Source organism: Streptomyces sp. NPDC127108 (genome assembly GCF_042677545.1).
GTDB lineage: Bacteria > Actinomycetota > Actinomycetes > Streptomycetales > Streptomycetaceae > Streptomyces.
Genome location: NZ_JBHXTE010000036.1, coordinates 83,530 through 109,022 on the forward strand (window position 1 = coordinate 83,530; position 25,493 = coordinate 109,022).

Annotated in this window: 20 protein-coding genes; 15 read left to right on the forward strand and 5 right to left on the reverse strand. The window is 71.4% G+C overall.

The genetic code is table 11. From position 1 onward, the window contains the following. Window positions 1-195: 195 nt before the first annotated feature. The 8 genes from ACFVHO_RS27785 to ACFVHO_RS27820 all read left to right on the forward strand — a co-directional run bounded on the left by ACFVHO_RS27785 (window position 196) and on the right by ACFVHO_RS27820 (window position 10,629). A complete protein-coding gene (locus tag ACFVHO_RS27785; protein WP_385720121.1) occupies window positions 196-1,881 on the forward strand; it encodes a hypothetical protein in 1,686 nt (561 codons plus the stop codon). Further along, on the forward strand, window positions 1,871-2,989 hold the full coding sequence (locus tag ACFVHO_RS27790) for a Gfo/Idh/MocA family oxidoreductase (RefSeq protein ID WP_385720122.1): 1,119 nt from the start codon (window positions 1,871-1,873) through the stop codon (window positions 2,987-2,989). The genes ACFVHO_RS27785 and ACFVHO_RS27790 overlap by 11 nt, the downstream gene beginning before the upstream one ends. Further along, a complete protein-coding gene (locus tag ACFVHO_RS27795; protein ID WP_385720125.1) occupies window positions 2,986-4,296 on the forward strand; it encodes a B12-binding domain-containing radical SAM protein in 1,311 nt (436 codons plus the stop codon). Before ACFVHO_RS27790 ends, ACFVHO_RS27795 begins: the two co-directional genes overlap by 4 nt. Before the next feature lie 5 nt (window positions 4,297-4,301). Beyond that, entirely contained in the window at window positions 4,302-5,423 is a 1,122-nt protein-coding gene (locus ACFVHO_RS27800; protein WP_385720128.1) for a Gfo/Idh/MocA family protein, read from the forward strand. Next, window positions 5,420-6,361 (forward strand): class I SAM-dependent methyltransferase, encoded by a 942-nt coding sequence (locus ACFVHO_RS27805; protein ID WP_385720131.1) that lies wholly within the window; start codon window positions 5,420-5,422, stop codon window positions 6,359-6,361. Before ACFVHO_RS27800 ends, ACFVHO_RS27805 begins: the two co-directional genes overlap by 4 nt. A 107-nt stretch (window positions 6,362-6,468) precedes the next feature. Beyond that, window positions 6,469-8,124 carry a serine hydrolase domain-containing protein gene (locus tag ACFVHO_RS27810; RefSeq protein ID WP_385720134.1) on the forward strand — a complete coding sequence of 552 codons (1,656 nt, stop codon included), beginning with the start codon at window positions 6,469-6,471 and terminating at the stop codon, window positions 8,122-8,124. A gap of 46 nt (window positions 8,125-8,170) precedes the next feature. After that, window positions 8,171-9,289 carry a methyltransferase gene (locus tag ACFVHO_RS27815; RefSeq protein WP_385720137.1) on the forward strand — a complete coding sequence of 373 codons (1,119 nt, stop codon included), beginning with the start codon at window positions 8,171-8,173 and terminating at the stop codon, window positions 9,287-9,289. Between the two features lie 113 nt (window positions 9,290-9,402). Then, complete coding sequence (locus ACFVHO_RS27820; RefSeq protein WP_385720140.1) at window positions 9,403-10,629, forward strand: cytochrome P450; 1,227 nt, start codon at window positions 9,403-9,405, stop codon at window positions 10,627-10,629. Between the two features lie 35 nt (window positions 10,630-10,664). Here the strand turns inward: ACFVHO_RS27820 and ACFVHO_RS27825 are convergent, their stop codons facing one another. Further along, window positions 10,665-11,120: a VOC family protein gene (locus ACFVHO_RS27825; RefSeq protein WP_385720143.1), complete on the reverse strand. Its 456-nt coding sequence runs from the start codon at window positions 11,118-11,120 to the stop codon at window positions 10,665-10,667. A 176-nt stretch (window positions 11,121-11,296) separates the two neighbouring features. Here ACFVHO_RS27825 and ACFVHO_RS27830 point away from each other — a divergent pair, with 176 nt between their 5' ends. After that, the gene (locus ACFVHO_RS27830; RefSeq protein ID WP_385720146.1) at window positions 11,297-15,541 is read left to right on the forward strand and encodes a glycosyl hydrolase family 18 protein; all 4,245 of its coding nucleotides are present in this window, start codon (window positions 11,297-11,299) and stop codon (window positions 15,539-15,541) included. A 127-nt stretch (window positions 15,542-15,668) separates the two neighbouring features. On the opposite strand, the gene ACFVHO_RS27835 is transcribed toward ACFVHO_RS27830, so the two are convergent. Further along, window positions 15,669-16,466 (reverse strand): SDR family NAD(P)-dependent oxidoreductase, encoded by a 798-nt coding sequence (locus tag ACFVHO_RS27835; RefSeq protein ID WP_385720148.1) that lies wholly within the window; start codon window positions 16,464-16,466, stop codon window positions 15,669-15,671. Between the two features lie 59 nt (window positions 16,467-16,525). On the opposite strand from ACFVHO_RS27835, the gene ACFVHO_RS27840 reads away from it, so the two are divergent. Both ACFVHO_RS27840 and ACFVHO_RS27845 read left to right on the forward strand, forming a co-directional pair. Then, the gene (locus ACFVHO_RS27840) at window positions 16,526-16,894 is read left to right on the forward strand and encodes a MerR family transcriptional regulator (RefSeq protein WP_385720151.1); all 369 of its coding nucleotides are present in this window, start codon (window positions 16,526-16,528) and stop codon (window positions 16,892-16,894) included. A 264-nt stretch (window positions 16,895-17,158) separates the two neighbouring features. Next, window positions 17,159-18,058, forward strand: a complete 900-nt coding sequence (locus ACFVHO_RS27845) for a GNAT family N-acetyltransferase (protein ID WP_385720152.1) — start codon at window positions 17,159-17,161, stop codon at window positions 18,056-18,058. A gap of 54 nt (window positions 18,059-18,112) precedes the next feature. On the opposite strand, the gene ACFVHO_RS27850 is transcribed toward ACFVHO_RS27845, so the two are convergent. Continuing rightward, window positions 18,113-18,244, reverse strand: coding sequence for a hypothetical protein (locus ACFVHO_RS27850; RefSeq protein ID WP_385720155.1), 132 nt, complete (start codon window positions 18,242-18,244; stop codon window positions 18,113-18,115). A gap of 89 nt (window positions 18,245-18,333) precedes the next feature. Here ACFVHO_RS27850 and ACFVHO_RS27855 point away from each other — a divergent pair, with 89 nt between their 5' ends. Next, window positions 18,334-19,554 carry a metallophosphoesterase gene (locus ACFVHO_RS27855; protein ID WP_385720157.1) on the forward strand — a complete coding sequence of 407 codons (1,221 nt, stop codon included), beginning with the start codon at window positions 18,334-18,336 and terminating at the stop codon, window positions 19,552-19,554. Between the two features lie 23 nt (window positions 19,555-19,577). Here the strand turns inward: ACFVHO_RS27855 and ACFVHO_RS27860 are convergent, their stop codons facing one another. Continuing rightward, a complete protein-coding gene (locus tag ACFVHO_RS27860) occupies window positions 19,578-20,858 on the reverse strand; it encodes an alpha/beta hydrolase family protein (protein ID WP_385720160.1) in 1,281 nt (426 codons plus the stop codon). Window positions 20,859-21,055: 197 nt separating this feature from the next. Further along, complete coding sequence (locus ACFVHO_RS27865; RefSeq protein ID WP_385720162.1) at window positions 21,056-22,120, reverse strand: alpha/beta hydrolase; 1,065 nt, start codon at window positions 22,118-22,120, stop codon at window positions 21,056-21,058. A 335-nt stretch (window positions 22,121-22,455) separates the two neighbouring features. On the opposite strand from ACFVHO_RS27865, the gene ACFVHO_RS27870 reads away from it, so the two are divergent. From ACFVHO_RS27870 to ACFVHO_RS27880, 3 genes are all read left to right on the forward strand, one after another. Continuing rightward, a complete protein-coding gene (locus tag ACFVHO_RS27870; RefSeq protein WP_385720164.1) occupies window positions 22,456-22,845 on the forward strand; it encodes an ArsR/SmtB family transcription factor in 390 nt (129 codons plus the stop codon). Further along, window positions 22,842-23,156 carry a hypothetical protein gene (locus tag ACFVHO_RS27875; protein WP_385720166.1) on the forward strand — a complete coding sequence of 105 codons (315 nt, stop codon included), beginning with the start codon at window positions 22,842-22,844 and terminating at the stop codon, window positions 23,154-23,156. The genes ACFVHO_RS27870 and ACFVHO_RS27875 overlap by 4 nt, the downstream gene beginning before the upstream one ends. 201 nt (window positions 23,157-23,357) lie before the next feature. After that, on the forward strand, window positions 23,358-25,457 hold the full coding sequence (locus tag ACFVHO_RS27880) for an MMPL family transporter (protein ID WP_385720168.1): 2,100 nt from the start codon (window positions 23,358-23,360) through the stop codon (window positions 25,455-25,457). Window positions 25,458-25,493 lie beyond the last annotated feature (36 nt).

Below are 25,493 nucleotides of genomic sequence, written 5' to 3' on the forward strand. Positions count from 1 at the left end.
AGAGGCTCGTCGTCCGACAGATGCCCGGGCGCCCGCTCGCGACGGAGAGTGGCTCCAGAGGCCACGCGCCGCTGCTGTGAACAGAGCAACGGCCGGGCCGCACAAGGCTGTTCTCACGAGGAATGCACGCCTGGCATGGGTGGACATATGTCGGTATCTGAAGTCGGTTCGAATCACGCTCAGCACGAGAAGGAGGTGTCACCGTGCGGGCCGTCCGGCCCGTTCGAAGTGGTGGACGGCTGTCTTGATCCCGTCGCCGTCCTGGCGGCGGTGCGCACGGTCATCGCCGGGCAGACCTGGCCCAGGGAACCTGCCCGCCTGTACGAGGAGGGACCCGGCCGCTGTGCGGTGCGCGTCGAGGGCGTCGAGGGCGTCGAGCTCACGGTACGCAGCGCTCCCTTGCCCGCGGGACCGCCCGGAACACTCGACGCCGTGACGTCCGTGGTCTCCGCAGCCTCTGCGGCCTCCGCGGCCTCTGCCGCGTCCGTGGCCTCCGCGGCGTACGGGCATCGAGTCCTTGTATCGGCGTCCGCACCACTGCCGCCGCGCGCCCAATCGGTGTTCGCCGCGCTCGTGGAGGAGCTGGGGCGGCGCGCGCGGTGCTACACGCAGGCCGAAGCCGACTCGATCGTGGCGGCGATGCCCCTGCTCGGCCGCTACGACGCTCCCGAACCCGCCTTCGCGGAGTGGGCGTTGATCTTCCGGGACCACTACGTGGAGAACAGCGTGGGCCTGCTGCTCGCCATGGAGCGGGCCGGGATCGCCCCCGAGTGGATCTACGCCCTGTCCAAGGGCGACCGCACGCTGCACCGGGACCGGGTGCACGCGTGGTTCCTGCACCGCGGCTACGCCAGCGACGTGCTGGACAACTCGGTGATCAACGGGACGGCGGACGAGGCCGCCCGGGCCGAGGCGCTCGCCGTCGACGCCCGCGTGGAGGACTTCATCCGCCGGGCGCACGCCGTCGGCCGCAAGGTCCTCGTCATCGACGACGGCGGGCTGCTCGCCCAGGGCCGGGGCAGTGACAACGGCCTCGTCGAGCCGGTGGACGCGGCCATCGAGCTGACCGTCAGCGGCCTCAAACGCATCCACGACGCGCCGGGCCGACTGGCCGTGCCCGTCCTCAACATGGCCCGCTCGCAGCTCAAGTCGCGCCTCGGCTACAACGAGATCGCCGACTCCTGCGTGCGCCGGCTGCGCGCCATCGTGCCCGGTGAGAAGTTCATCGGCCGCCATGTCCTCGTCCTCGGCTACGGCACGCTCGGCAACCGCGTGGCGCACGCCCTGCGCGCGCTCGGCTGTCGCGTCCATGTCGTGGACACCGACATCCTGGCGCTCATCACGGCCGCAGAGGACGGCTTCGAGACGCACCGCACCATCGCCGAGGCGCTCACCGGCCACCGTCCCTTCCTCGTCATCGGCAGCAGCGGCGGCACGGCGATCACCGAGCGGGACGTCCCGCTGCTCGCCGACGGCACGCTCCTCGCCGGTTTCGCGACCAAGGACTTCAGCGTGCTCAGCGAGGGCCGCTGCGGTGCGACGTCGACGCCCGTCCCCTACGTGGGCGTACGCCATCACCTGCCGCACGGCGCGACCGTCACGCTCCTCGGCGACGGCCGCTCGCTCAACCTGTACGAGTACGAGGGCATCGCCAACCGCGGCTACGACGCCTACCGGGCCGGAACCCTGCTGGCGGCCAAGCGCCTGTGCCGGGACGCGGACTCCTTCACCCCCGGGGTGCACCTCGACGTCGTCGACGAACTCATCGACGAGGCCGGCCTCTTCCCCGCGTACTACGACTGCTACCTGCGTGAAGGACGCCCTTCGGGCACCGGGCCGCACGACACCGCGAAACCCGAGGGAGGCGCGTATGTCCGGTAGGACGCATGTGTGCGTCGTCGGCTACGGCGTCGCGGGACAACTGCACCACCGGCTGCTCAGCAGGCTCGGCGTGCGCGTCTCGGTCGTCGACCCGGCCGCCGCCCGCCTCTCGCCCTCCCTGCCCGCGTTCACCCGGATCGAGGACGTGCCGCACCGTCTGCGGGTCGACGTCTGGTCGGTGTGCACGCCCACCGCCGCGCACGTGGAGACGGTCGCCGCCGTCCTGGACCGGGACCCGCGCGCCCGCATCCTCGTCGAGAAGCCGGTGTGCCGCTCCTGGGAGGCTCCCGACCTGTCCGCGCTGCTCGCCGAGTACGACGAGAGCCGCCTGGTGGTCATGAACCAGTACGCGCACGCGGCGGCGCCCGGCATCCTCAAGGCCGCGCGCAAGGAGTGGGCACCGGAACACCCGATCGACGCGGTGCGCATCGCCTTCGGCAAGGACCGGCGCGCGGACATCGCCTCGGGCCGCTTCGTCGACCACGACTACGGCGTGTTCGGCTACGAGTGGCTGCACATGCTCGCCCTGCTCGGCACGGTCCTGCCGCCCGCCGTGCACGACCGCTACCTGGCCACCGACCCCGGCGCCCACGACCTCGGGGTCGCCCACGACCCGGAGCTGACGAGCGTCGCGGCCCACGACCTGACCCGCCCGCGACACGGTCCTGCCGTGGAGCTGTACTCGACGATCGTCGGCCCGCAGGCGGGCCCCGGCTGTCCCGTGCCCGCCTGGTGCCCACGAACGCCCACCGGTGCCGAGAGCAGGCAGCGCCTCGTACAGGTCGACACCGGCCCGGTGTCCTTCAGCCTCGAACTGGATCCGGTCGGCCTGCCCGGCGGCACTCCCCTGCCGCGCAACATGCACCGCCTGACCATGAGCCGGGCCGAGGGCGCCCGCGAGTGGCTCATCCACGACTCGCCCATGGAGAACGCCCTGCGCTGGGCCCTGTCCACGCTCTTCGCCCCGGGCCCGCGCCCCGCGCCGGACCTGCGCGGCATCACCCGCATCAGCCGGCTCGCGGACCGGGCCCGCGCTCAGGAGCAGTTGCCCGTCGGCGCGTCGTCACCGGCGCCCCGAACCCCGACCGTGGAAGTGAAGTCGTCATGAGCAGCGTCTGCCTCGTCATCCCCAGCAACCCCTTCGACCGGTACTTCATCCAACTGCCCCTGGACGCGGTGACCGCCGCCGGTCAACTGCGGGCCGCGGGCCACTCCGTGACCATCTGGGACCAGCGCCTGCAGGACGCTCCGGCCGACGCGGGACCGTTCGACGTGCTTGTCGTCTACAGCGCCATCGCGGACCGGGCCCAGTGCTACCCCCTGGACCTCGGCCCGGTGCGGGCGGCCGTGGAGCGAGCCGTCGCCCGCTTCCCCACGGCCCGTACGGTCGCGGTCGGCCCGCACGGCACCCAACTGCCCGAATCCACCCGCGCCGACCTGGCCGTGGACCACGTGGCCATCGGCGAGACCGACTCGGCGACCGTCGGCGCCGTCGCCGATCTTCTCGCGGGCGTCGAGGACCAGGTCCTGTGCGATCGGAGCACACCGCACAACCTCCTCGACTCCCCGGCCCCGCGCCCGAAGCCCTACCCCGCCATCCCTCTGGACTCCTTCGCCTTCCCCGCCTTCGACCTGGTGCCCACCGCCGACTACACCGCCGAGGTCATCTCCGGCGGCCTGCCGCTGCCGGGCCCGTGCGGAATGGTCCTGGCCGCCCGCGGCTGCACGTACGGCTGCACCTACTGCCACCTGCCGTTCGGCACCCGCATGCGCACCCAGCCCCTGGACCGGGTGGTCGCGGAGATCGACGCCCAGCAGGAGGCGGGCCTGGAGTTCGTGTTCTTCCTGGACTACGTCTTCGGCATCAACCGCGGCTTCTACGGCGACCTGTGCGAGCGCCTGAACGGCCGCGGTCTGGGCTGGGTGGGGCAGACCCGTGCGGAGATGGTGCTCAAGAGCGATGTGACGCAGTGGGCGCGGGCGGGCTGCCAGGGCATGTGGCTGGGCGCCGAGTCGCCCGCGGTCGCCGACACCGGCGTCCACAAACGGGTCACCGAGGAGCAGATCAAGGAGGCGGTCCTGAAGCTGCGCGACGCGGGCATCGTCCCGTTCGCCTTCGTCCTGATGGGCCTGCCGGGCGACGAGGCGTGCATATCGGGCCGACTCGTCGACTGGGCCGCCGAACTGCCCGCCTGGTTCGGCATCAACCAGCTCTACCTGCGTCCTGGCACCACGCTGTACGACCAGCTCGCGCCCGCCCACAACGGCGGCCGGACGCCGACGACCTGGCGGGAGGTGGAAGAGGTCACGCGGCACTACCGCGCCACCTACCCGATCGACCTGGACGCCCAGCAGCAGCGCCTGACCGAGCTGCCGAACTTCCTGGGCAACTCCATCGTCCCGACGGCAGGGTGAGGCACGTGCTCCGCTTCGGCGTCATCGGCTGCGGCGTGCTCGGCTCTTTCCTGGGGCGCCTCCTCACCCACGAGCAGGAGGGCCTGCCCGACACGGCCCGCCTGGTGGCGGTGGCCGGTCGCGATCCGCGGCGCACCAAGGAAACGGCCGAGGCCCTGGGCTGCGATCCGCTGACCGTCACCGACCTCCTCGCCCGGCCCGACATCGACGCCGTGGTGGTCTGCACGCCGAGCGGCACGCACGCCGACGTGGGCGTGCGCGCGCTGCGGGCGGGCAAGCACGTCCTGGTGGAGAAGCCGGTCGACGTCACGCTCGACGCCGCCGACCGGCTGCTCGCCGCCGCCCGGGACAGCGGCCTGACCCTGGGGGTCGTCTCCCAGCACCGCTTCGACCCGGCCGTCCGCCTCGTCAAGTCCGCCGTGGACGAGGGCCGGTTCGGGAAGCTGACCTCCCTGGTCGTCGAGCTGCCGTGGTGGCGCGAGCAGTCGTACTACGCCTCCGGCTCCTGGCGCGGCACCCGGGACCTCGACGGCGGCGGCGCGCTGATCAACCAGGCCGTGCACCTGGTGGACCTCGCCCTGTACCTGGCGGGACCGGTCGCGGAGGTCGCCGCGCACACCGGCCTCCTCGCCCACCACGACATCGATGTCGAGGACGTGGCCAGCGCCAGTCTGCGCTTCACCGGGGGCGCTCTCGGGGTGCTGCTCGCCACCACGGCCGCCTACCCGGGACGCACCGCCCGCCTCGCGGTGCACGGCGACCGCGGCAGCGCGGTGATCGACAACGACGAACTCGTCTACTTCCACGCGGCGCGCGAGGGCGAACGGGCCGCCGCCTACGGCGCGTTCGGGACGGGCAACCAGGTCGCCGACGTGCTGCCGCCGCAGCGAGCCGAGCCTCCGCGCGACCAGGGCGGGCTGCTCTACCGGCCGCACCGCGACCAGCTCGCCGACTTCTGCGCCGCCGTACGCGAGGGCCGCCCGCCGCTGGCCGACGGGGACGGCGCCCGCCGCGCCCTGGAGGTGGTGACCGCTGTCTATGCCTCGGCCCGCACCGGCGCACCCGTGCGCACCGGGCACCCCGCTCCGCCCAGCAGTTCCCCCGCCCCCGAAGGGACCTCGCCATGACCGAGACCGCCGCCTCTCCCCCGCCCGCCTCCCGCTCCACCCGCACCATCGAGCGGCCCGCCACCGCCGACGAGCGCAAGGCCGCGCTCGCCGGGCTCTTCGACCGCAGCGCCCCCACCTACGAGCGGGTCGGCGTCAACCACTTCGCCGACCTCGGCCGACAGCTCGTCGCCCACGCGGACGTGCTGCCCGGCGACCGGCTCCTCGACATCGGGTGCGGCACCGGCGCCGTGCTCGTCCCCGCGGCCCAGGCCACCGGCACCACGGGCAGCGCGGTCGGCGTGGACCTGTCGGCCGGTATGGTCGCGCGCTCCCGTGCGGCGCTGCGCGAGGCGGGCCTCACGCACGCCCACGCCGTGCTCGCGGACGCCGAGACGATCGACTGGAGCGCCCAGGACGGTGTGGTCCCGCCCGCGGACGGCTCGCTGGACGTCGTGTTCGCCGGCATCTCCCTGTTCTTCCTGCCCCATCCGCGTCAAGCCGTGGCCCGCTACCGGGAGTTGCTCGGACCCGGCGGCCGGCTCGCCCTGTCCTGGTGGGGGCGGCCCGATCCCCGCTGGGATCCCGTCTTCGCGGCCAGCGCCCCCTACGGGCGGGGCGGTTCCTCGCACGCGCTGCCCGAGGACAGCCCCTTCCGCTCCGTGGAGGCGCTGCACGCGATGCTGGAGGACGCCGGTTACGCCTCGGCGGAGACCGTCGAAGAGCCGTGCGTGACCCGCTTCCGGGGACCGCACCAGTGGTGGGACTGGGTCTGGTCCACCGCCGGTCGGATGTTCTGGGAGGGCGTGCCCGCCGAGTCGCGCGAGCGGGCCGAGGCCGCGGTCAACGCCGAGCTCGACCGGCTGCGGGCCCCCGACGGAAGCCTCACCACCACCTCGGCGGTGCGCTTCACCGTCGCGCGGGCGCAGCGGTCGCCGGGCACGGGGGCCATGCGGTGACCGGGGGCGGTGACGTGATGCAGGCGGACGCCGTGCCGCGGGCCGAGGGGGTGACGGGGGCCGATGCGGTGACGGGGGTGCACGCTGCGACGGGGGCGGACGCGGCGATGAGGGGGGACGCGGAGTCGAGGGCGAACGCGGCGTCGAGGGCAGGCACGCCCGCGCCCAGCCCGCTCTTCTCCGCGCGATGGCTGCGGTGCGCCGCCGACCTGACGGCCGCCGAGCCGGTGGACGAGGGCTCGGCGGTGCGACTCGGCCTCTGCCTGACCGACGCTCCCGCCGGGACCGCGGAGCGCGTCCTCGTCCAGGCCGACCTGTCCACCGGGCACCTGCGGTTCAGCGACGGGGACTGGGGCGAGCGGCCCGCCCTGGTGCTCACGCTGAGCGTCGCGGACGCCGCCGTGTTCCTCTTCGGCGACGCGGTGCGGCGGGTGCGGCTCTTCGAACGTGACGGGGTGCGCCTGGAGGGGGTGTTCCTGTTCGTCTTCTTCCTGGACCGGATGCTCCAACAGGACCGGACGGGTGTACTGGCGCGGCTGCGCGCGGTGACCACGAGCCTGCCCCCACCCCGGGATGCCGGGCCGCATGCCCGTCGCCCGCACCCGGCGCCGGGCCGCGCCGACGCCGAGGAAGAGGAGAACGAGGAGGAGGCCCGCCGCCAGGCCGAGCAGATCCTGCCACGCGCCCTGGCCGTCCTGCGCGCCGAGCTCGGCCGCAGCACCCCGGGCGCCCAACTCGCCGTCGTCCACCGCGCGTCGGGCACCCGTCTGTCCGTGGCCCTCGGCGACTGCCGCCCCGGCGTCCCCTTCACCCGCGCCGCCCTGCCCATCTGGTACTGCTGCTCCAAGTCGGTGGGCGCCGTGGCCGTGGGGCAGCTGTGGGAGCGGGGCCTGCTCGATCCGATGGCGCCCGTCTCCACGTACCTCCCATGGTTCACCGGCGACGGCCGGGAGACCATCACGCTGTACCAACTCCTCACCCACACCTCGGCCGTGCCCATGGGCCTCGATCCGCTGCACGGCACCATGGCCGCTCCCGTCGCACTGCGCCGTGAACGGCTGCGCACGATGACGGTGCCGCCCGACGCCCGGCCGGGCACCCGGATCGCGTACGCACCGTGGTGGGCGTGGTTCCTGATCGCCGAGGTGGTCCGGGCCCTCGACGGGCGCGACTACGAGCGCTACCTCACCGAGGAGGTCCTCGCGCCCTGCGGAATGGACGCCACCCGGGTCGTGCTCAGCCCACGGGAATACCGCGACACGGCCGACCGGCTGCCGCTCATCCACCTCGCCGGGGGCGGCGCCCCCATCCAGGCCACGCACTGGTACGCCACAGAGGCGTCCTGCACCCGCCCCATCCCCGGACTCAACATCCGCGGCCCGATGTCCGACCTGGCACTGTTCTTCGAGGCCTTGATGGACGGCGGGGAGGGCCTTGCGGGCCGCGTGCTGCGCCCGCAGACGGTCATGGCGCTCACCGCGCGCCACCGGGTGGGCCTCGTCGACGCCTTCGGCAACGCGGACTGGGGCCTCGGCTTCCGCAACGAGTCCCACCACCTGGGCGAGATCTGCACCGCCTTCAGCCACCACGCCTCACTGCGCACCTTCGGCCACTACGGCCTGTGGACCTCGTCGGCCTTCGCGGATCCCGACGCCGGGCTCGTCGTGGCGCTGCACCTCAACGGCAAGACCTGGCAGGAGGAACACCAGACCCGCATGATCGCGTTCGGCGACGCCCTCTACGAGGACCTGGGCCTGACGTAGACCACTGGTTCCTGCTCACCCCGCCACCCCATGAACGGAGTTCCGCATGACCGACACCACCACCCCCGGGGCCGCCACGCCCGGATCGCCGCACGCCATCATCGATCTCGCCGTCGCCTTCTGGAAGTCCAAGGTCCTGCTGAGCGCCGTGGAGCTGAAGGTCTTCGCCGCCCTCGCCGAACGGCCCTCGACAGGTGCGGAGTTGCACACCCGCCTCGGCATCACCGGGCGCGGCGGCGCCGACTTCCTGGACGCCCTGGTCTCGATGGGCCTGCTGGAGCGACGGGACGGCGTGTACCACAACTCCCCGCTCGCCGACCGGCACCTGGACCCGGCCAAGCCCGCCACCGACATCTCGGGCTACCTGGAGTTCCTCAACGCGGGCTTCCCCTGCTGGGCCGGTCTCACGGAGGGGCTGCGCACGGGCGGACGGCTCGACTTCACCCGCGCCCTCGCCGCGTCCGGCAACTCCGACGGTTCCGGCGAGGCGGCGCCGACCGAGCCCTCCCTGGTCGGGGCCGACGCCGACAGCGACACCTTCGGCGAGGCCTTCGCCGCGCCCGACCAGGTCACCGGATTCCTGCGGGCGATGACCGGCTACAGCATGGGCGCCAACCACGCGCTCGCCGAGACCCACGACTGGCGGCGCGTGCGCACGGTGGTGGACGTGGGCTGTGCCGAGGGTTCCCTCCTGGCCCAGATCCTCACCCGCCACGAGCACGTGGAGGGCATCGGCTTCGACCTGCCCGTGGTCGAGGAGGGGTTCACGGCACACACCAAGCAGCTCGGCATCGCCGACCGGGCGCACTTCGAGGGCGGCGACTTCTTCACCGGCCCGCTGCCCACGGCCGACGTCCTCGTGATGGGGCACGTCCTGCACGACTGGGACCTGGACATCAAGAAGATGCTGATCCGCAAGGCGTACGAAGCGCTGCCCGAGGACGGTGTGCTGCTCATCTACGAGTCCCTGATCGACGACGACCGCAAGGACCGCACCACCGGCCTGCTGATCAGTCTGAACGTGTCACTGGTCTCCGCCGGGGGCCTCGGCTACACGGGTGCCGACTGCCGGTCCTGGCTGGAGGAGGCAGGTTTCACCGAGACCTCCGTACGCCATCTCGACGGCCCGGAGTACCTCGTCGCCGGAACCAAGAGGGCCCATTGACGCACAGCGAGCGGCCAGTTGGCTGAGGCACCGGAGGGGCGGCCGGGGCGGGCCGGACGAGCAGTCGGCACCGCGCCCGCCGCCCTCCCCTGAGCGGGAGCACACCCATACCGATGAACCCTCTGAACCTGCCGAGCCGGACGGCCGGCCAGCACGGGCCGCTTCCCGACTTCCTGCCCGCCGAGGCAGACGTGGCGGATGTCGTGTCCGTCATCGCGCCCACGGGCGACCGCATCTGGCTGGTCACCGCCTACGACCTGGGCCGCGCGGTCCTCACCGACGAGCGGTTCAGCCGCGCCGCGGCCGTCACTCCCGAGGCCCCGGCCGTCCACCCCATGCGCCCGGACCCGGCGGCCCTGACCAGTCTCGACCCGCCGCAGCACACCCGGCTGCGGCGCCTGGTGAACCGTCCGTTCACGCCCCGGGCCGTGGCCGGTCTGGAGGAGGGCATCCGGCGGCAGGCCCGCCGCCTCCTGGCCGGGCGGGACCGGATCGACCTCGTCGCGGAGTACGCGATGCCGCTGTCGGCCACCACCATCTGCCGTGTCCTCGGCGTGCCCGAAGCCGAGCACGACCGGTTCGCCGGCCTCGCGGACCGCGCGCTGGGCATCACCACCGGGACCTTCGAGGAGCAGGGCCCGGCCCGGGACGCGCTGCGCGCCTACATCCGCGAACTGATCGACCGGGCCCGCCGCGACCCCGGCGAGCACGTTCTGGGCACCCTGGCCACCGCGTACGACGAAGGCGGCGCACTGAGCCACGACGAGCTGACGGCACTGGTCGAGTTGCTGCTCAACGCGGGCTATGAGACATCCATCGGCCAACTGGGCCTGGCCGTCGTCTCATTGCTCGAACACCCCGATCAGTGGCACCGCTTGGCAACGGCGCCGCACCGCGAAACCGCCGCGGCCGTGGAGGAGCTGCTGCGCCACGCGCCGGTCGTGCCGATGAGCTTCACGCGCGTCGCACGGCAGGACGTGCGGCTCGGCCCGGTCGTGGTACGAGCCGGAGAGGCGCTCGTGGTGTCGCTGCTGCACGCGAACTTCGACGCGCGCGCCCATCGCGACCCCGCCCGACTGGACATCACCCGCTGTCCCGCCCGCCACCTGACGTTCGGCCACGGCGCCCACACCTGCCTGGGCGCCCAACTGGCACGCACTCAGCTCCGCGTGGCCCTGGAGGAACTGGCCACGGCGGCCTCCGGCCTCACCCCCCATATCCCCCTGCCCTCCCTACCCTGGCGCCAGCCCGAGGCAGTCGTCCGGGGCCCGCTCACCCTGCCCGTGAACCTCACCGGATCAGGTCGCTCCTGGGGGCGTCGGTGCTCGTCGCAGCCGTGAACGAGTGGCTGCGACCAGCACCGGCGCAACGGCCCTCAGACGACGTCGAACTCGTTGCCCTCGGGGTCCTGCAGGGCGGCGGCGTAGAGCCCCATGTCCGGCTCATCCTTGATCGACAGCACGGTGGCACCAGCTTTGACCAGCCGTTCCACCGTGGCTTGGACCCGCTGTGCGCGGACGTCCAGTGGCACGTCACGGCCTCCACCGACCTTCAGGTCGAAGTGCCAGCGGTTCTTGGCGGCCTTCTGCTCCGGAACCTGCTGGAACCACACCCTCGGTCCACGTCCCGTGGGATCGATGATCGACTCCGGAATGTCCCCGGCGCCGGTCGGCAACTCCGCCTCGGGCACCCCCGCTGCCGCCCAGTAGGCACGCCACGTGGCATGCCCGCCCGGCGGAGGCTCAGGCACATAGCCCAGTGCCTCGGCCCAGAAAGTCACCATCCTCTGCGGGTCGGAGCAGTCGATCGTCAGCTGCAGTGTCATCTCCATACGCGGAGCCTCTCAGGCAGGTCTGACAGTCGATCCACTTCTGTGCGGCGCAACCGCGCTTCGCCGCGGCGTTCATAGGACGTTGATCAATAAAAGATCGCCCCTTGCCAGTCTTCACCGCGGGCGCGTCCGCGCCCGGAATCGGCATGAAGACTGACAAAAGAAGGGAGCGTCCTGTGCGCAAGAGACGCACGGCGGCAGCCTGGTGCGCGGCACTGGCCTTCGCCCTGCTCGCGACCCCCGCGGTCGCGGCGGACGGCCCGGAAGGGCCCACCAGACCCGACCGCCCTCAAAAGCCACGGCCACCGGCGGCGGCGAAGGCGACCGGCGGGGCGGGGGCCGCGTCGGCGACGGCGGGCACCGAGGCCGCCGCGAGCGAGGACGAAGGGCCGCCGACGGACGGGAAGTTCTACATCCAGAACGTCGCCACCGGCTACAACATCTCGGCGAGCGACAATCCGGTCGCCCCGCACCGCCCCAAGGGCGACGAGGACGAGCAGCAGTGGGAGTTCAGCCGGAACGCCAACGGAACGTACAAGATCAAGAACCCGGACCGGGGCGGGGAGTGCCTCGCCCAGCAGAGCGGCGACCGGCTCGGGGTCGAACCCTGCGGCAACGAGGAGACGGACTGGGAGTTCCGACACCAGAAGGGTGAGCAGTACCGCATCCACGTGCCCGGTTCGGAGCGCAGGCTGCGGGGCGAGGAATACAAGAAGGACGTGGACACCAGCGCTTTCCCTCTCTGGGTGGACGCCGACAATCCGCACACCGACCGGCAGAACTGGTACCTCACCCCGATCAACCCGCCGAAGTCGCCCATGCCGTCGAACCCGAAGTTCGACGACATGTCGTTCCTGACGACACACAACGCGTTCTTCAACTCGGAGGACTCGGAGGGCACGCCGGCGCCCGCCGCGCCCAACCAACCGCACTCCGTGTCCCGCCAACTCCGGGACGGCGTCCGGGCGGTGATGCTCGACGCGTACTACGCCAACGGGCGCGTGCGCTTGTGCCACGGCGGCTGCCTGGGCGGCGGAATCACCCAGACCATGACCTTCTCCAAGATCTTCGAGGACATCGTCGCCTTCATGAAGGAGGACAAGAAGGCGGTCGTCACCATCTTCCTGGAGGACTACACGACGGCGGAGCAGCTGGCCGAGGAACTCGGCGACGACCTCGCCCCCGGCACCGACGCGGCCAGCATGGTCTTCCGGCCCGACGCCGAGGGCGTGAAGGAGAAGGGCTGGCCGACGGTCAAGTCCATGGTCGAATCGGGCAAGCGCCTGTTGCTCTTCACCGGCGACAGCAAGGCGTCCGGTAGCGCCGACGGCAAGAACAAGCTGGGGTTCATGTACGACCAGGACTGGACCGTGCAGAACCACTGGTCGATGGGGCTCGGCATCGGCAACGCCGACTGGAGCTGCTACAGCCGCTGGGGGCATCCGCTCACCCAGGAGGAAACGAACTTCCGCCGCCTGTACGTGATGAACCACTTCCGGTCCTCGCCGATGGCTCCCACCTACCGCAACGACAACGAGAAGCTCCAGAACCGCGCCGAGCGCTTCTGCATGCCCGCCGCCCGCAAGAAGCCGAACTTTCTCGCAATCGACCAGTACAAGGACGGCGACCCCATGGCCGCCGTCAAGGCCATGAACCAGTACACGTACCACGGCGACACCCCCGGCATGGGCGGCACCCCGGAGACCCCTCCCGCCACGGGCAGCGCCGGTGACCCCGTCGACAACGCCACCGACGACCGCACCGCCAAGCCCTCCACGGCCGGCCCACACGAGCAGTGTCGCCCCGAGGGGCTCGCCGCGACGAAGGGCGTCGACACCCCGTACTGCAAGGTGTACGGCGACGACGGGCGCGAGTGGCTCGGCGGCAACGGGCACGACAAACGGGTCGTCGGCTACTTCACCGGCTGGCGCACCGGCGCCAAGGGCGATCCGCGCTATCTGGCGAAGAACATCCCCTGGTCGAAGGTGTCGCACGTCAACTACGCCTTCGCGAGCGTCGACGGCGGCGACAGGATCTCCGTGGGCGACACGGACGACCCGAAGAACCCGGCGACCGGAATGACCTGGCCGGGCGCGCGCGGGGCCGAGATGGACGACTCACTCCCGTACAAGGGCCACTTCAACCTCCTCAACCGCTACAAGAAGAAGCACCCGCAGGTGAAGACGCTCATCTCGGTCGGCGGCTGGGCGGAGACGAAGAACTTCTACACCATGGCCACGAACGCCGACGGCTCGGTGAACCAGGCGGGCATCGACACGTTCGCCGACTCGGTGACGGGCTTCCTCGACCGGTACGGGTTCGACGGCGTCGACATCGACTACGAGTACCCGACCGCGCTGCCCGACAGCGGCAACCCGGCCGACTGGGAACTGTCCAACAGCCGCCGCAAGGGCCTCCAGGCCGGTTACAACGCGCTGATGAAGACCCTGCGCGAGAAGCTGGACCGCGCGGGCGCCGACAAGGACCGCTACTACCTCCTCACCTCGGCGGGCTCCGCCTCCGGCTACCTGGTACGCGGCTACGACGCCGGACAGGCCCTCCAGTACCAGGACTTCGTCAACGTCATGTCGTACGACCTGCACGGCTCCTGGAACAAGTACGTCGGCCCGCAGGCGCCGCTGTACGACGACGGCAAGGACGCCGAGCTGGCCGCCGCGAAGGTCTACGACGAGAAGGAGTTCGACAGGACTGGCTACTTCAACGTCGACTGGTCGTACCGCTACTACCGGGGCGCGCTGCCGCCCGGCCGCATCAACCTCGGCGTCCCCTACTACACGCGCGGCTGGCAGAACGTGAGCGGCGGCACGGACGGCCTGTGGGGCACCTCGTCCCTTCCCGACCAGGACGCCTGCCAGCCCGGCACCGGTGAGAAGGTCGACTGCGGCCACGGCGCCGAGGGCATCGACAACGTCTGGCACGACCTCGGCACCCGGGGCGAGGAGGTCGCCTCCGGGTCCAACCCCTTGTGGCACGCCCGGAACCTCCAGGACGGCATCACCCCCGGCTACCTCCCTTCCTACGTCGACATCGACAAGGAGTCCGGCAAGCTCAAGGGCACGTACACGGAGAAGTACGACGACACCCTCAAGGCGTCGTGGCTGTGGAACGCCGAGAAGAAGGTGTTCCTCTCCACTGAGAACGACGCCTCGATCGACGCCAAGGCGCGGTACGTGAAGGACAACGGCATCGGCGGCGTCATGCTGTGGGAGCTGGCGGGCGACTACACCAAGCGCGCCAACGGCGAGTACGGCATGGGATACGACGTCACCAGCCGCCTGGACGGGGCGCTGCACGGCTCCGGGGGCTACAAGACGGAACGTGCCGGTGACACTGCCCTCCCCGACGAAGTCGTGGACGTCTCAGCCGAGTTCGTGGACTACCCGACGGCCGAGGGCGACCTGTGGCCGATCCAGCCCAAGCTGCGCATCACCAACAACACGGAACGGACCCTCGGCACCGGCACCGAGATCTCCTTCGACCTGCCCACGTCCACATCACCGCTCCTCAAGGACGACGGCTGGTCGGAGCTGAAGGACGCGGTGAAACCCGGCCGCTCCGGGCCCAACGTGGGCGGTCTGAAGGCCGACTTCCACCGCGTGACGCTGAAACTCGGCTTCTGCGAGGCCATCGCGCCCGGCAAGTCGCATGACATCGGCCTGAAGTACTACCTGCCGGTGACCGGCCCCGCGAACATCACCGTGTCGACCGGCGACCACACGTACGGCTCCGTCCAGGACGACCGCAAGGGCGTGCGGAAGGTCGAGCCGGACACCGGTGACGCCAAGGAGTGCGGTGCCCCCGAGTGGCAGCGGGGCTCCGCGCACGGCAAGACGGTCGGCCGGACCTTCGCGGCCTGGGACAAGGGCGACAAGGGCTGGCAGTTCGAGTACCAGGGCAACCTGATGGACCACCACCCCGGCGAGAACCGCGCCCACCTGGTGGAGCCGCAGCCCGACAACCCCAACCAGCTCTGGACCCCACGCGGTGCCGGGAACGGCTGGTACACCATCCAGAACGCGGGCAAGTGCCTGACGGCGTCCGGTGCCCGCGAGGACGTCAAGGTGTCCGGCTGCGACTCCTCAGACAGCCAGCGCTGGCACTTCGTCCCCATCGACCCGGCGACGGGGGCGGAGGGCTCCCCCGCCGCCCCTGCCCACGGCAAGCTCTTCACCCTCCGCTCGGCCGACGGCAAGGACGTCGAGGCCGCCTTCGGCGCCACGACCTCCAGCACCCACCTGTGGGGCGGCGACACCGCCGACCCGGCGACCGGCGCCTACGTCTCCTGGAAGGGGTCGTACTGGGCGGCGTCCTGGTACACGACCGTCGAACCGGGCACTTCGGAGCGGGACAGCCAGGGCAAGGAGGTGTATCCCTGGCGGAAGTTGGGACGGGCGAGCTGATGCTGCCCTGAGGTCCCTGGTTCCCAGGGTGTGAGCCCCGCGAGGGCTCGCGCGTTCTCCCGCGCCCGGCTGAGCCGGTTGCGGGAGAACGTCTGCCGGCGGGAGAGCGTCTACCGGGTGGAGGCGGTCATGCGCCGATGCCCTGGCCGAAGCCGCCGTCCACGGGCAGTTCCACGCCGGTGGTGAAGGTGGCCTCGACAGCCAAGTACAGCGCGGCGGCGGCGATTTCCTCCACGGTGCCTCCCCGGCCCATCGGTGTGGAGGCGTTGCCCTGTTCGATGAACTCGGCGCGCTGTTCCTCGGTCAGTTCGGCGACCCCCATGGTGGGAGTGAGGATGAAGCCGGGGGCGATGGCGTTCACGCGGATCCTGCGGGGGAGCAGCTCTGCGGCGAGCACCTTGGTGAAGGCGGCGACGGCCTCCTTCGCCGCGGAGTAGGCGCTGAGGCCGGGGAAGATCTGGTCGTTGGAGACCGTGGTGAACACGATCGAACCGCCCTCGGACATCAGCGGCGCCAGCCGCTGCACGGTGAAGAAGGCGCCCTTGGCGTTGACGTCGAAGATGCGGTCCCACGACTCCTCGGTGACCTCTTCGAGCGTCTGGAACTCGGCGATGCCCTGATTGACGAACAGGTAGTCGATCCCGCCGAAGCGGTCGGCGACCTGGTCGCCGAGGGCGGCGATGGCGTCGGCGTCCGTGGCGTCGGAGCGCACCGGGTGGGCCAGCGGGGTGTCGAGCGCGGCCTGGGCCTCGGCGAGCCGCTGGTCGCTGCGCCCGGTGTAGAGCACTTCGGCGCCGCGGTCGGTCAGGGCCCGGACGATGGCCCGGCCCATGCCGACGGTGCCGCCGGTGACGACGGCCTTCTTGCCCGTCAGGGCCTTCGGATCGATGGCGGGGATGGTCTGGGTGCTGGTGTTCGTTGTCATGGCCGGTACGCTAAACATTGACGTTGACGTCAGAGTCAATCTTCTGTGCCGGGGGTCACATGTTCATCGGCGAGCTGTCGAGGCGCACCAGCGTGAGCACCCGGGGCCTTCGGTACTACGAGCAGCAAGGACTGCTGCGTCCGCGGCGTCGGGCCAGCGGCTACCGCGAGTTCGACGAATCCGATGTGGCCACCGTGCGCCGGATCCGGATCCTGCTCGATGCCGGGCTGAACACCGACCTGATCCGGGAGGTGCTGCCCTGCATGACTGACGAAGGCGCCATCCTCGCGCCCACCTGCGAGGAAATGGCCCAGGACCTCAAGCGCGAGCGCGAGCGCATGAGCAGTTCCATCGAGCAGCTCCAAGCCGCTCACGCCATGCTCAGCTCGATCATTCACGCGGGCGAGGCCACGACCGCCGGGGCCTGACCGCCGACCGGGGCCTGACCGCCGACCAGGGCTTGACCGCCGACCGGGGCCGGGCGACGACTGGCGCCCGCTGACGGCCGAGGAAAACCATGGACGGACCCGTTGCAGACCACGTAGTGTCTGGCTCCACGCCCTGAACATGGACGGAAGGAGGCGAGTGCCGTGCGGTTCACACCTTTCCAGCGCTCCCTTTTCCGCTGTCCCGGCGTGGTTCTTCAGTTCTGACCGGGAGCGCTCCTAGCAGCCTGTATCCCGGAGGAATCCATGACCGATCTGGTCATCCGCGCGCTCTCGGCGAGCGACGCTCATCTCTTCGACGCACTTTCCGACCCCCTGGGTGCCCGAGAAGCCCATCGGCGTACCCAGTTCCGGCCCGAGTGGAAGCGCGTCGCCCTGCGCGACGGCGAGGTCGTCGCACGCGGCGCCTGGTGGGGCGGCCCCGACGACTCGGAGCCCGTCAACGTCAACTGGTTCGACGTGGCCGAGGGCGAGGAGGAGGCAGGGACCGAACTCCTGCGCTCCGCTCCCTGGCAGGTCGAACTCGAAATCAACCTGCCCGGCGACTGGCGGGACAAGCCGGACCTGCGTGCCGCCGCAGAGGCACGCTTCGCCGCGGCACAAGCCGCCGGGTACGAACGCCTGGTGGAACGCTTCCTGTACCGCTGGACCCCGGAGCGGGGTCTGCCCGAGCGGCCCGGACGGCTGCGCTTCGGCGCCGAACCCGACGACGCCGTGTTCTTCGACGCGTTGCGCCGCATCCACTCCGTAACCCTGGACGCCCACGCGCTCAAGGCCATCGAGGAGGGTGGCCTCGACCAGGCCGCCCAGGAGGAACTCGACTTCTTCCACTGGTGCCCCTCCCCTCGGGAGTGGTGGCAGGTCGCGCACACGCCCGAGGGTGACCTGGCCGGCATCCACATCCCGGCCCACAACCCCTCCGGCCCGACCATCGGCTTCATCGGAGTCGTCCCGGAACAACGCGGGCACGGCTACGCCTACGACCTCCTCACGGAGTGCACCCACTTCCTCGTCGAGCAGGGCGCAGAGTTCATCAGCGGCGCGACGGACCATGGCAACTTCCCCATGGCGGCGAACTTCGCCAAGGCCGGCTTCCCCGTCGTCAGTGAACGCATCAACTTCCACCTGGCGGGCCGAGCGGCCTAGCGAGGGGTAGCACGCGGCGAGGGGCCCGGACCGAGGGCAGGTCCGGGCCCCTCGTCAGTGGCGTACCCCGCCACCGAGAGCCCGCCGCGCCTCGGCCCACAGCCGTTCGAACTCCTCCGCAGAGACCTCGACCGCCTGCGGCTGGTCCTGCCAGCCGTCTACGTAACCATGTCGTCGTGCCGCCATCCTCACCCACGACCTCGACCGACCACAGAGAAGGCGGCCGGATACAGTGCGGTCGACGCCAGCCTGGTTGTTCGAGAAGGAGGGGAAGCGTGACCGGCACCAGCGAAACCCGAACCGCCGACAGTGCAGCGCACGAGACTCGGCCGAGCCGACTGCAGCGCCTGATGCGCTATCTCCCCCTGATCGCCCCCGTCCTGCTGTGGACCGTGCCCTGCTGGATGCTGCTGCACACCGGCCAGCACTGGCCGCTCCCCGTCACCCTGGCCGGCACCACCCTGTTCGCCCTCGGTCTGATCGGCATGCCGCTCGCGATGATGCGCGGCCACGGCCGCCGCCAGCAGGACTGGGCGGCGATCATCGGGGACACCCTGCTGGGCGCGATCTGGACCCTGTTCACCTGGTCCGTTCTCCTCGGCGCCTTGCTGCGGCTCGCCCTGGCCGTGACCGGTGTCGGCGACGGCCAGGACCGGGCCCGGACCGTCACCTGGGCGGCCCTCGGCACAACCGCCGTGCTGCTCGCCTGGGGGTACGCCGAGGCTCGCCGGGTCCCGCGGGTACGCCGCCTCGACGTGCGACTCCCGCGCCTCGGAGCCGGGTTGGACGGCACGCGCGTCGTCCTCATCACCGACACCCACTACGGCCCGCTCGACCGTGCCCGCTGGTCGGCGCGGGTCTGCGAGACGGTCAACACCCTGGAGGCCGACCTGGTCTGCCACACCGGGGACATCGCGGACGGCACGGCCGCACGCCGCCGAGCCCAGGCCGCCCCGCTCGGCACCGTGCGGGCCACCCGGGCCCGGGTCTACGTCACCGGCAACCACGAGTACTACAGCCAGGCCCAGGGCTGGGTCGACCTGATGGACGAGCTGGGCTGGGAGCCGCTGCGCAACCGCCATCTGCTGCTCGAACGCGGCGGCGACACCCTCGTGGTCGCCGGCGTGGACGACGTCACCGCCGAGTCCTCCGGCCTGCCCGGCCACCGCGCCCACCTCACCGGGGCCCTGCACGGCGCCGACCCCGACCACCCCGTCCTGCTCCTGGCCCACCAGCCCAAGTTCGTCGACCAGGCGGCGGCCGGCGGCGTCGACCTCCAGCTCTCCGGCCACACCCACGGCGGCCAGATCTGGCCCTTCCACCACCTGGTCCGCATCGACCAGCCCGCGCTGGCGGGCCTCAGCCGCCACGGCACCCGCACCCTCCTCTACACCAGCCGCGGCACCGGCTTCTGGGGCCCGCCCTTCCGCATCTTCGCCCCCAGCGAGATCACCCTGCTCGTACTCCGCTCCCCGCACGGGCCCACCTCGGCGTAGCGCGGGCCGGGCCGCCGGTTCCGTCAGCCGAGGCCCCGAGGAGTGTGGAAGCGCACCTCGGGGTACCGCGCCGACGGCCCTTCAAGGAGCGGCGTCTCCCGGCCCCGCAGGTGGGTGTCGAGGAACGCCGTGACGTAGCCGCGGACGATCGCGTCGCTGCGGTCGCCGTCGAGGTCCTGCAGCGGAATGTCGAACTGCTCGGCCAGCGACGCCAGGTCGGTCAGGGAGTTGTGCTCGATGCCGTCGACGGTCAGCCAGCGCTTCCAGCCCGTCAGTTCGGTCCAGGTCTCGTCCCAGGTTCCGTCCGGCCCGCCGGGTACGTGACTGGGCCTGCCCAGCATCAGCAGCGGCCGGTCGACGGGGATGTCGTTGGGGAAGTGGTAGTTGCCGTCCATGTTGACGGCTGCCTTGATCCGGGTGTCGCGCAGCATGGCGGGGATCGTGCTGAAGCCTCCGGCGGAGTGGCCGGCCATCGCGACGCGGCGGGTGTCGATCCGGGGGCCGCCCTTCCGGAGCAGGGCCCGGTGCCGGGCCTCGGCCGGGGCCGGGCCGGAGGTGTCCCGCGCGGCCCTGCCTGTCAGCTTGTCGAGGACGAAGGAGACGTCTGCGGCGCGGACGGCCCCCACTTTGGGATAGTCCCTGTTCGCGCACGCCACGCAGGACGTGGTGCGCCCGTCTGGGAAGGAGATGCCGTCGGCTTCGTAGTTGTGCCCGACGGCGGCGACGACGTAGCCGCGGCTGGCGAGTTCCTCGGCGAGTCCGGTCAGGGTGGCACGCGGCATCCCGAATCCGGGAGAGAGCACGACCAGTGGCAGTCCGCCGGGCGCGGGGGCCGGTTTGGCGCCCACCGTCGCGTGAGTCGTCACCTCGCTCAACGCGGTGGGCGGGACCGGTATCCGATTGGCTGCGACGTACCGCTTCGACTCCTCCGCGGTCATGTACGGCGCGGGCGTGCCCGAGGGCTTCCTCGCCGGGTACCAGAGGGACACCATCAACTCGCGGCGCTCCTCGGGCACCCAGGGGTCGGCCCGGTCCGCGTCCTTGAGATGCAGGGTCGTCAGACCCACCGGCCTGTCGCCCGAAGGCTCGGGCAGGGCGGGTGCGGTCCGATCCGGTGGCGCGGGCGATGCTGTCTCCGCGTACGCGACGGTGTCCGTGTACGCGGCGGCGCCGCCCCCGACGGGGACTCCCTCGGTGGAGACACCTCCGGCGGAGACACCTCCGGCGGGGACACTTCCGGCGGAGACGAGCAGAGCCACGACGGCTGCCGCACCGGCGAGGGGCGCACCATGCCTTGCCTTCATGTCGGTCGCTTTCTGTCGGTGGTTCGGTCCGGCACGCAGGACGGGCGTGCCGGACCTTCGCAGGCCTTGCACGCTAGGAGCCGGACCCCGCGCGCGTCGTCGGCCCGGGGGTGACAACTGGCGACCGGTGCTGCACCTGTGCGACGACAGCCAGCGGTGACAACGGCTCGCGCCGCCCGGCGTCGACAGCCGGAGGGTCAGGAAGTCGGTGCCAGCGCGCGCAGCAGCATCGGCAGGGATTTGTGGAACTCCCTTGCCCAGTAAGGCGGGGAGTGTGTGCCCGCGTAGAAGTGGGTGGTCACCGGGACGCCGACGGTGTGCAGGCGGTCGGCGAGCGCGCGGGACTGACGAGCCATGAGTGTCTCGGTCGGGGAGACGGCGTCCTCGGGGAACGGGTCCGCGGGGTCCTCGAGGCCGGGGATCACCGGGTCGGGCTCGACGCCGGGCGGGTCCAGCGGGCCCTCGGTGCCGTCACCGGCGGCGAGGTGGACAGGGATGCCCCGCAGGCGTTCGGCGAGGTAATAGGGGTCGTGCGCCTGCCAGTTGGCGCGGTCGGTGACCGGATCGCCCCACAGGGCACGCCAGTCGAGCCCGAGGTACGTCATCGCGGCCCTGATCGCGTGCGTATGCCGCGAAGGGTGTACGAAGCCGCTGTAGCTCGCGACCGCGCGGAACAGTCCCGGGTGACGTGCCGCGTACGACAGGGCCCCGAATCCGCCCTGCGACTCGCCCGCGGCCACACGACGCGTCCCGGCGCCGTAGCCGCGCTCCAGGAGAGGACGCACCTCGCCCAGGTGGAAGGTCTCGACGGCGGGCGGGCCGCCCTCGCCGCCGTTGAACCAGTCGGTGTAGAAGCCGAACAGCGGCATCTCGGGCATGACGACCAGAACGTCGCGCAGCGCGGGCAGCTCCTGGATGCGGGAGGCGTAGTCCTCCGTCCAGGCTTTGTAGTTGCCGTCGCCGCCGACCAGGAGATAGAGCACGGGCCAGCGGTCCTGGGGCCGACGCCGCTCCCAGCCGTCCGGCGTGAGCAGCCGGACCTTCGCGTCGCGTCCCAGCGCGGGCGAGGACACGGTGAGATCGCGCAGGCGCGGACCGAGGCGCCGCTCCGCGACGACGCGGGCACCGTCAGGCGCGGCCGTTCGCGCGCTCGCGGCCGCGTGCTCACCCGCGGCCGGGGCGGCTCCGGCCGGGCCGGGCAGGAGAAGGACGACGAGGGGCAACAGGGCCAGCAGGGCTGTGAGTTGAGGCTTCTTGCGCATGATCGTGACCGTTCGGTGGTGGTGGGAGGGGCAGGTGGGTCAGGCGTCCCGTCGCCGGTTCGCTCGGTGGGTCGCATCGCCCCGGTCATGCCCTCGACGCTAGGGAGGCCGGGGCGGGGCGGCATCCGCCGCCGGGAGTCGGGCGGTACTCCCGTGGGAGTAGTCGGCATCAGTGGCGAAGGTCAGCGACCGTCGAACCCGCAGCCGACCCTGAGACGCCCCCGAGGCGTCCCCCATCTCTCCCTGACGCGCCCCCGAGATGTGTCAAGAATCTTTGACAGGTCCTCTCGGGGCATGTCAGCTTTTCTTGACAGGAACAAGGGAGAGAGGCCGTGATGGCCGAGGAGCAGGCTCCGGAACCGACGGGCGACAAGCTGCTCAAGGTGCTCACCGCCCTGGGCAATCCGCACCGGATGCGGATCGTCGCCGCGCTCACCGCCCGCCGGAACTACGTCAGCGCACTGGCCCGCGAGATCGGCATGGGCCGTCCGCTGCTGCACATGCACCTGAAGCTGCTCGAAGGCGCCGGTCTCGTCGTCGGATCGCTGGAGGCGGCCGACGACGGCAAGACGGTGAAGTACTTCGAAGTAGCGCCGTTTCTCTACGAGTTGACCCCCGATGTCATCCACGAGGCGGTACGGACTCTCACCGACACGCGCGAAAGCCGGGCCAAGGCCGACGAGACCACGAACACTCCGAACACCACGAAAGAGGAAACGAAGTGAACGGACAAGGGGCGACGCTCGCCGCCGAATCCGACCTGGTGGGGGCATGGGTCGGCGGGATCGGCGCGGGCGGGTTCTTCCTCCTGCTGATCGTGATCGTCTGGCAGCTCGCCGCCACCTGGCGGGCCCGGATGCTCGCTGCCCGCGAGGAACAGTACAAACAGCTCGCGGCGAAGTACGCACAGCTCCTCGAGGACAACGTGGAGCTGCACCGGCGTTCGACCGAGGAGATGCGGCAGACGCGCGAGGAACTGGCGCAGACCCGCCTCGCCGTGACCTCGATGGAGAAGATGATGCGCGAGATCGAATAGACGCGGCACCCCGCGGTACGGCCAGGAGCGGCAACTCCCGGCCGTACCAAGGCGGAACACACCCCGGGGCAAAGGCCCCGGACCGACATCACCACCCGGACGCCACGGCAGGTCGTCACACCGCAGACGCCGTGGCGCGGGTCCCGTGCGCCTCGTGCCGGTCGGTGACCGGCGGCGCGCTCCACATGAAGGAGACTACTCATGCGTCCGCTGCTCCAGCGCATCGCCGGTGCGCCCGCCGGACAGCGCTCGAAATGGCTGGTCCTCGCGGCCTGGCTGATCCTCGCCGTGGCGCTCGGCCCGCTGGCCGGAAAGCTGGGCGAGGTCGAGGACACCAGCGCCAACGCGTTCCTGCCGCGCGGCGCGGAGTCCGCGAAGGTCAACACGGAACTGGAGGAGTTCCGCGACGACCCGGTCATGCCCGCGGTCGTCGTCTACACCGGCGCCGGAGCCGACGCGGCCGCCACCGCCGACCGGTCCGCGTTCGCGAAGCTCGCCGCCGCGGGCGAGGAGGTCTCGCGGCCGCTGCCGTCGGACGACGGCGAGGCCCGCATGGTCGTGGTCCCCCTGTCGACGGAGGACGACGACCTCACCGACAAGGTCGAGGACCTGCGCGACATCGCGGGCGCGAACGCACCGAAGGGCCTTGATGTCGAGGTCGGCGGTCCGGCCGGCTCGCTCACCGACGAGGTCTCGGTCTTCGACAGCCTGGACTCGACCCTGATGATCGCCACCGGCATCGTCGTCGCCGTCCTGCTCCTGATCACCTACCGCAGCCCTGTCCTGTGGCTGTTCCCGCTGCTCGCGGTCGGCTTCGCCGCCGTCCTCACGCAGGTCTGCACGTACCTCCTCGCCAAGTACGCCGACCTGCCCGTGGACCCGCAGAGCGCGGGCGTGCTCATGGTCCTCGTCTTCGGCGTCGGCACCGACTACGCGCTCCTGCTCATCGCCCGCTACCGCGAAGAGCTGCACCGCCACGAGGACCGGCACACGGCGATGCGGATCGCCCAGCGCCGCTCAGGACCGGCGGTCCTCGCGTCGGCCGGAACCATCGCCGTCGGCCTGGCCTGCCTGGTCTTCGCCGACATCAACTCCTCGCGCTCCCTCGGCCTGGTCGGCGCGGTCGGTGTCGTGTGCGCCTTCCTCGCGATGGTCACCGTCCTGCCGGCACTCCTTGTCGCCGCGGGCCGCTGGGTGTTCTGGCCGTTCGTCCCCCGCCACGGCACGCCGGCCCGCAAGGAACATACGGTCTGGTCGCGCGTCGGAGCCGCCGTCGCGCTGCGCCCCCGCTGGTCCTGGCTGATGTCGGTCGCGGTCACCGGGGTCCTGGCGCTCAGCACCTTCGGCATCAACCTGGGCCTGACACAGGCCGAGATGTTCCAGGACAAGCCCGAGTCGGTGGTCGCGCAGGAGAAGATCTCCGCCCACTATCCGTCCGGCGCCTCCGACCCCGCGAAGATCGTCACGAACACGCCGCAGGCCGAGCAGGTGAAGTCGGCCGTATCCCGGGTCGCAGGGGTGGCGCGCGTCGAGGACAGCGCCCGCACGGGCGACGGCCGACTCGCCCAACTCTCCGTGGTGTTGAAGCACACGCCGGACAGCCGGGCCGCCAAGGACACCGTCGACCGCCTCCGGGACGCCGTGCACGCCGTGGACGGCGCCGACGCGCTGGTCGGCGGCACCACCGCGCAGGCCGTCGACACGCAGCGTGCCGCCGACCGCGACCTGACGACGGTCGTCCCGGTCGTCCTGCTGGTCGTCCTGGCCGTCCTGATCTGGCTGTTGCGGGCGCTGATCGCCCCTCTCCTGCTTCTGGCGACCGTGGTCCTGTCCTACCTCGCGGCGCTCGGCGCCTCGAACCTGCTCTTCGAGCACGCGCTCGGATTCGGCGGCGTGGACTGGTCGATCCCCCTGATGGGCTTCGTCTTCCTCGTCGCCCTCGGCATCGACTACAACATCTTCCTGATGCACCGCGTCAAGGAGGAGGCCACCCGCCTCGGCCACAGCCACGGCGTGCTGGAGGGCCTGACCAGCACCGGCGGCGTCATCACCTCCGCGGGCGTCGTACTCGCCGCGACCTTCGCGGTCTTCGCGGGCCTTCCGCTGGTGACCATGGCCCAGATGGGCGTGATCGTCGGCATCGGCGTCCTGCTCGACACCTTCCTCGTCCGCACGGTCCTGGTGCCCGCCCTGGCCCTGGACCTGGGCCGCTGGTTCTGGTGGCCCGGGAAGCTGTTCCACGCGTTGGAGCGGCGGCCCGCGGCGCCGAAGGAGGAGAGCGCGGCGCGGGCGACGGTCTGAACGAGCCCGGCGGTCCCGGGTGGTGCGACGTGCCGG

Excerpts from the sequence above, each read along its gene's own strand:
- ACFVHO_RS27790 (WP_385720122.1), top strand. The coding sequence starts at position 1,871 with ATGTCCGGTAGGACGCATGTGTGCGTCGTCGGCTACGGCGTCGCGGGA.
- ACFVHO_RS27795 (WP_385720125.1), top strand. The coding sequence starts at position 2,986 with ATGAGCAGCGTCTGCCTCGTCATCCCCAGCAACCCCTTCGACCGGTAC.
- ACFVHO_RS27805 (WP_385720131.1), top strand. The coding sequence starts at position 5,420 with ATGACCGAGACCGCCGCCTCTCCCCCGCCCGCCTCCCGCTCCACCCGC.
- ACFVHO_RS27810 (WP_385720134.1), top strand. The coding sequence starts at position 6,469 with ATGAGGGGGGACGCGGAGTCGAGGGCGAACGCGGCGTCGAGGGCAGGC.
- ACFVHO_RS27815 (WP_385720137.1), top strand. The coding sequence starts at position 8,171 with ATGACCGACACCACCACCCCCGGGGCCGCCACGCCCGGATCGCCGCAC.
- ACFVHO_RS27820 (WP_385720140.1), top strand. The coding sequence starts at position 9,403 with ATGAACCCTCTGAACCTGCCGAGCCGGACGGCCGGCCAGCACGGGCCG.
- ACFVHO_RS27825 (WP_385720143.1), bottom strand. The coding sequence starts at position 11,120 with ATGGAGATGACACTGCAGCTGACGATCGACTGCTCCGACCCGCAGAGG.
- ACFVHO_RS27835 (WP_385720148.1), bottom strand. The coding sequence starts at position 16,466 with ATGACAACGAACACCAGCACCCAGACCATCCCCGCCATCGATCCGAAG.
- ACFVHO_RS27840 (WP_385720151.1), top strand. The coding sequence starts at position 16,526 with ATGTTCATCGGCGAGCTGTCGAGGCGCACCAGCGTGAGCACCCGGGGC.
- ACFVHO_RS27845 (WP_385720152.1), top strand. The coding sequence starts at position 17,159 with ATGACCGATCTGGTCATCCGCGCGCTCTCGGCGAGCGACGCTCATCTC.
- ACFVHO_RS27850 (WP_385720155.1), bottom strand. The coding sequence starts at position 18,244 with ATGGCGGCACGACGACATGGTTACGTAGACGGCTGGCAGGACCAGCCG.
- ACFVHO_RS27860 (WP_385720160.1), bottom strand. The coding sequence starts at position 20,858 with ATGAAGGCAAGGCATGGTGCGCCCCTCGCCGGTGCGGCAGCCGTCGTG.
- ACFVHO_RS27865 (WP_385720162.1), bottom strand. The coding sequence starts at position 22,120 with ATGCGCAAGAAGCCTCAACTCACAGCCCTGCTGGCCCTGTTGCCCCTC.
- ACFVHO_RS27870 (WP_385720164.1), top strand. The coding sequence starts at position 22,456 with ATGGCCGAGGAGCAGGCTCCGGAACCGACGGGCGACAAGCTGCTCAAG.
- ACFVHO_RS27880 (WP_385720168.1), top strand. The coding sequence starts at position 23,358 with ATGCGTCCGCTGCTCCAGCGCATCGCCGGTGCGCCCGCCGGACAGCGC.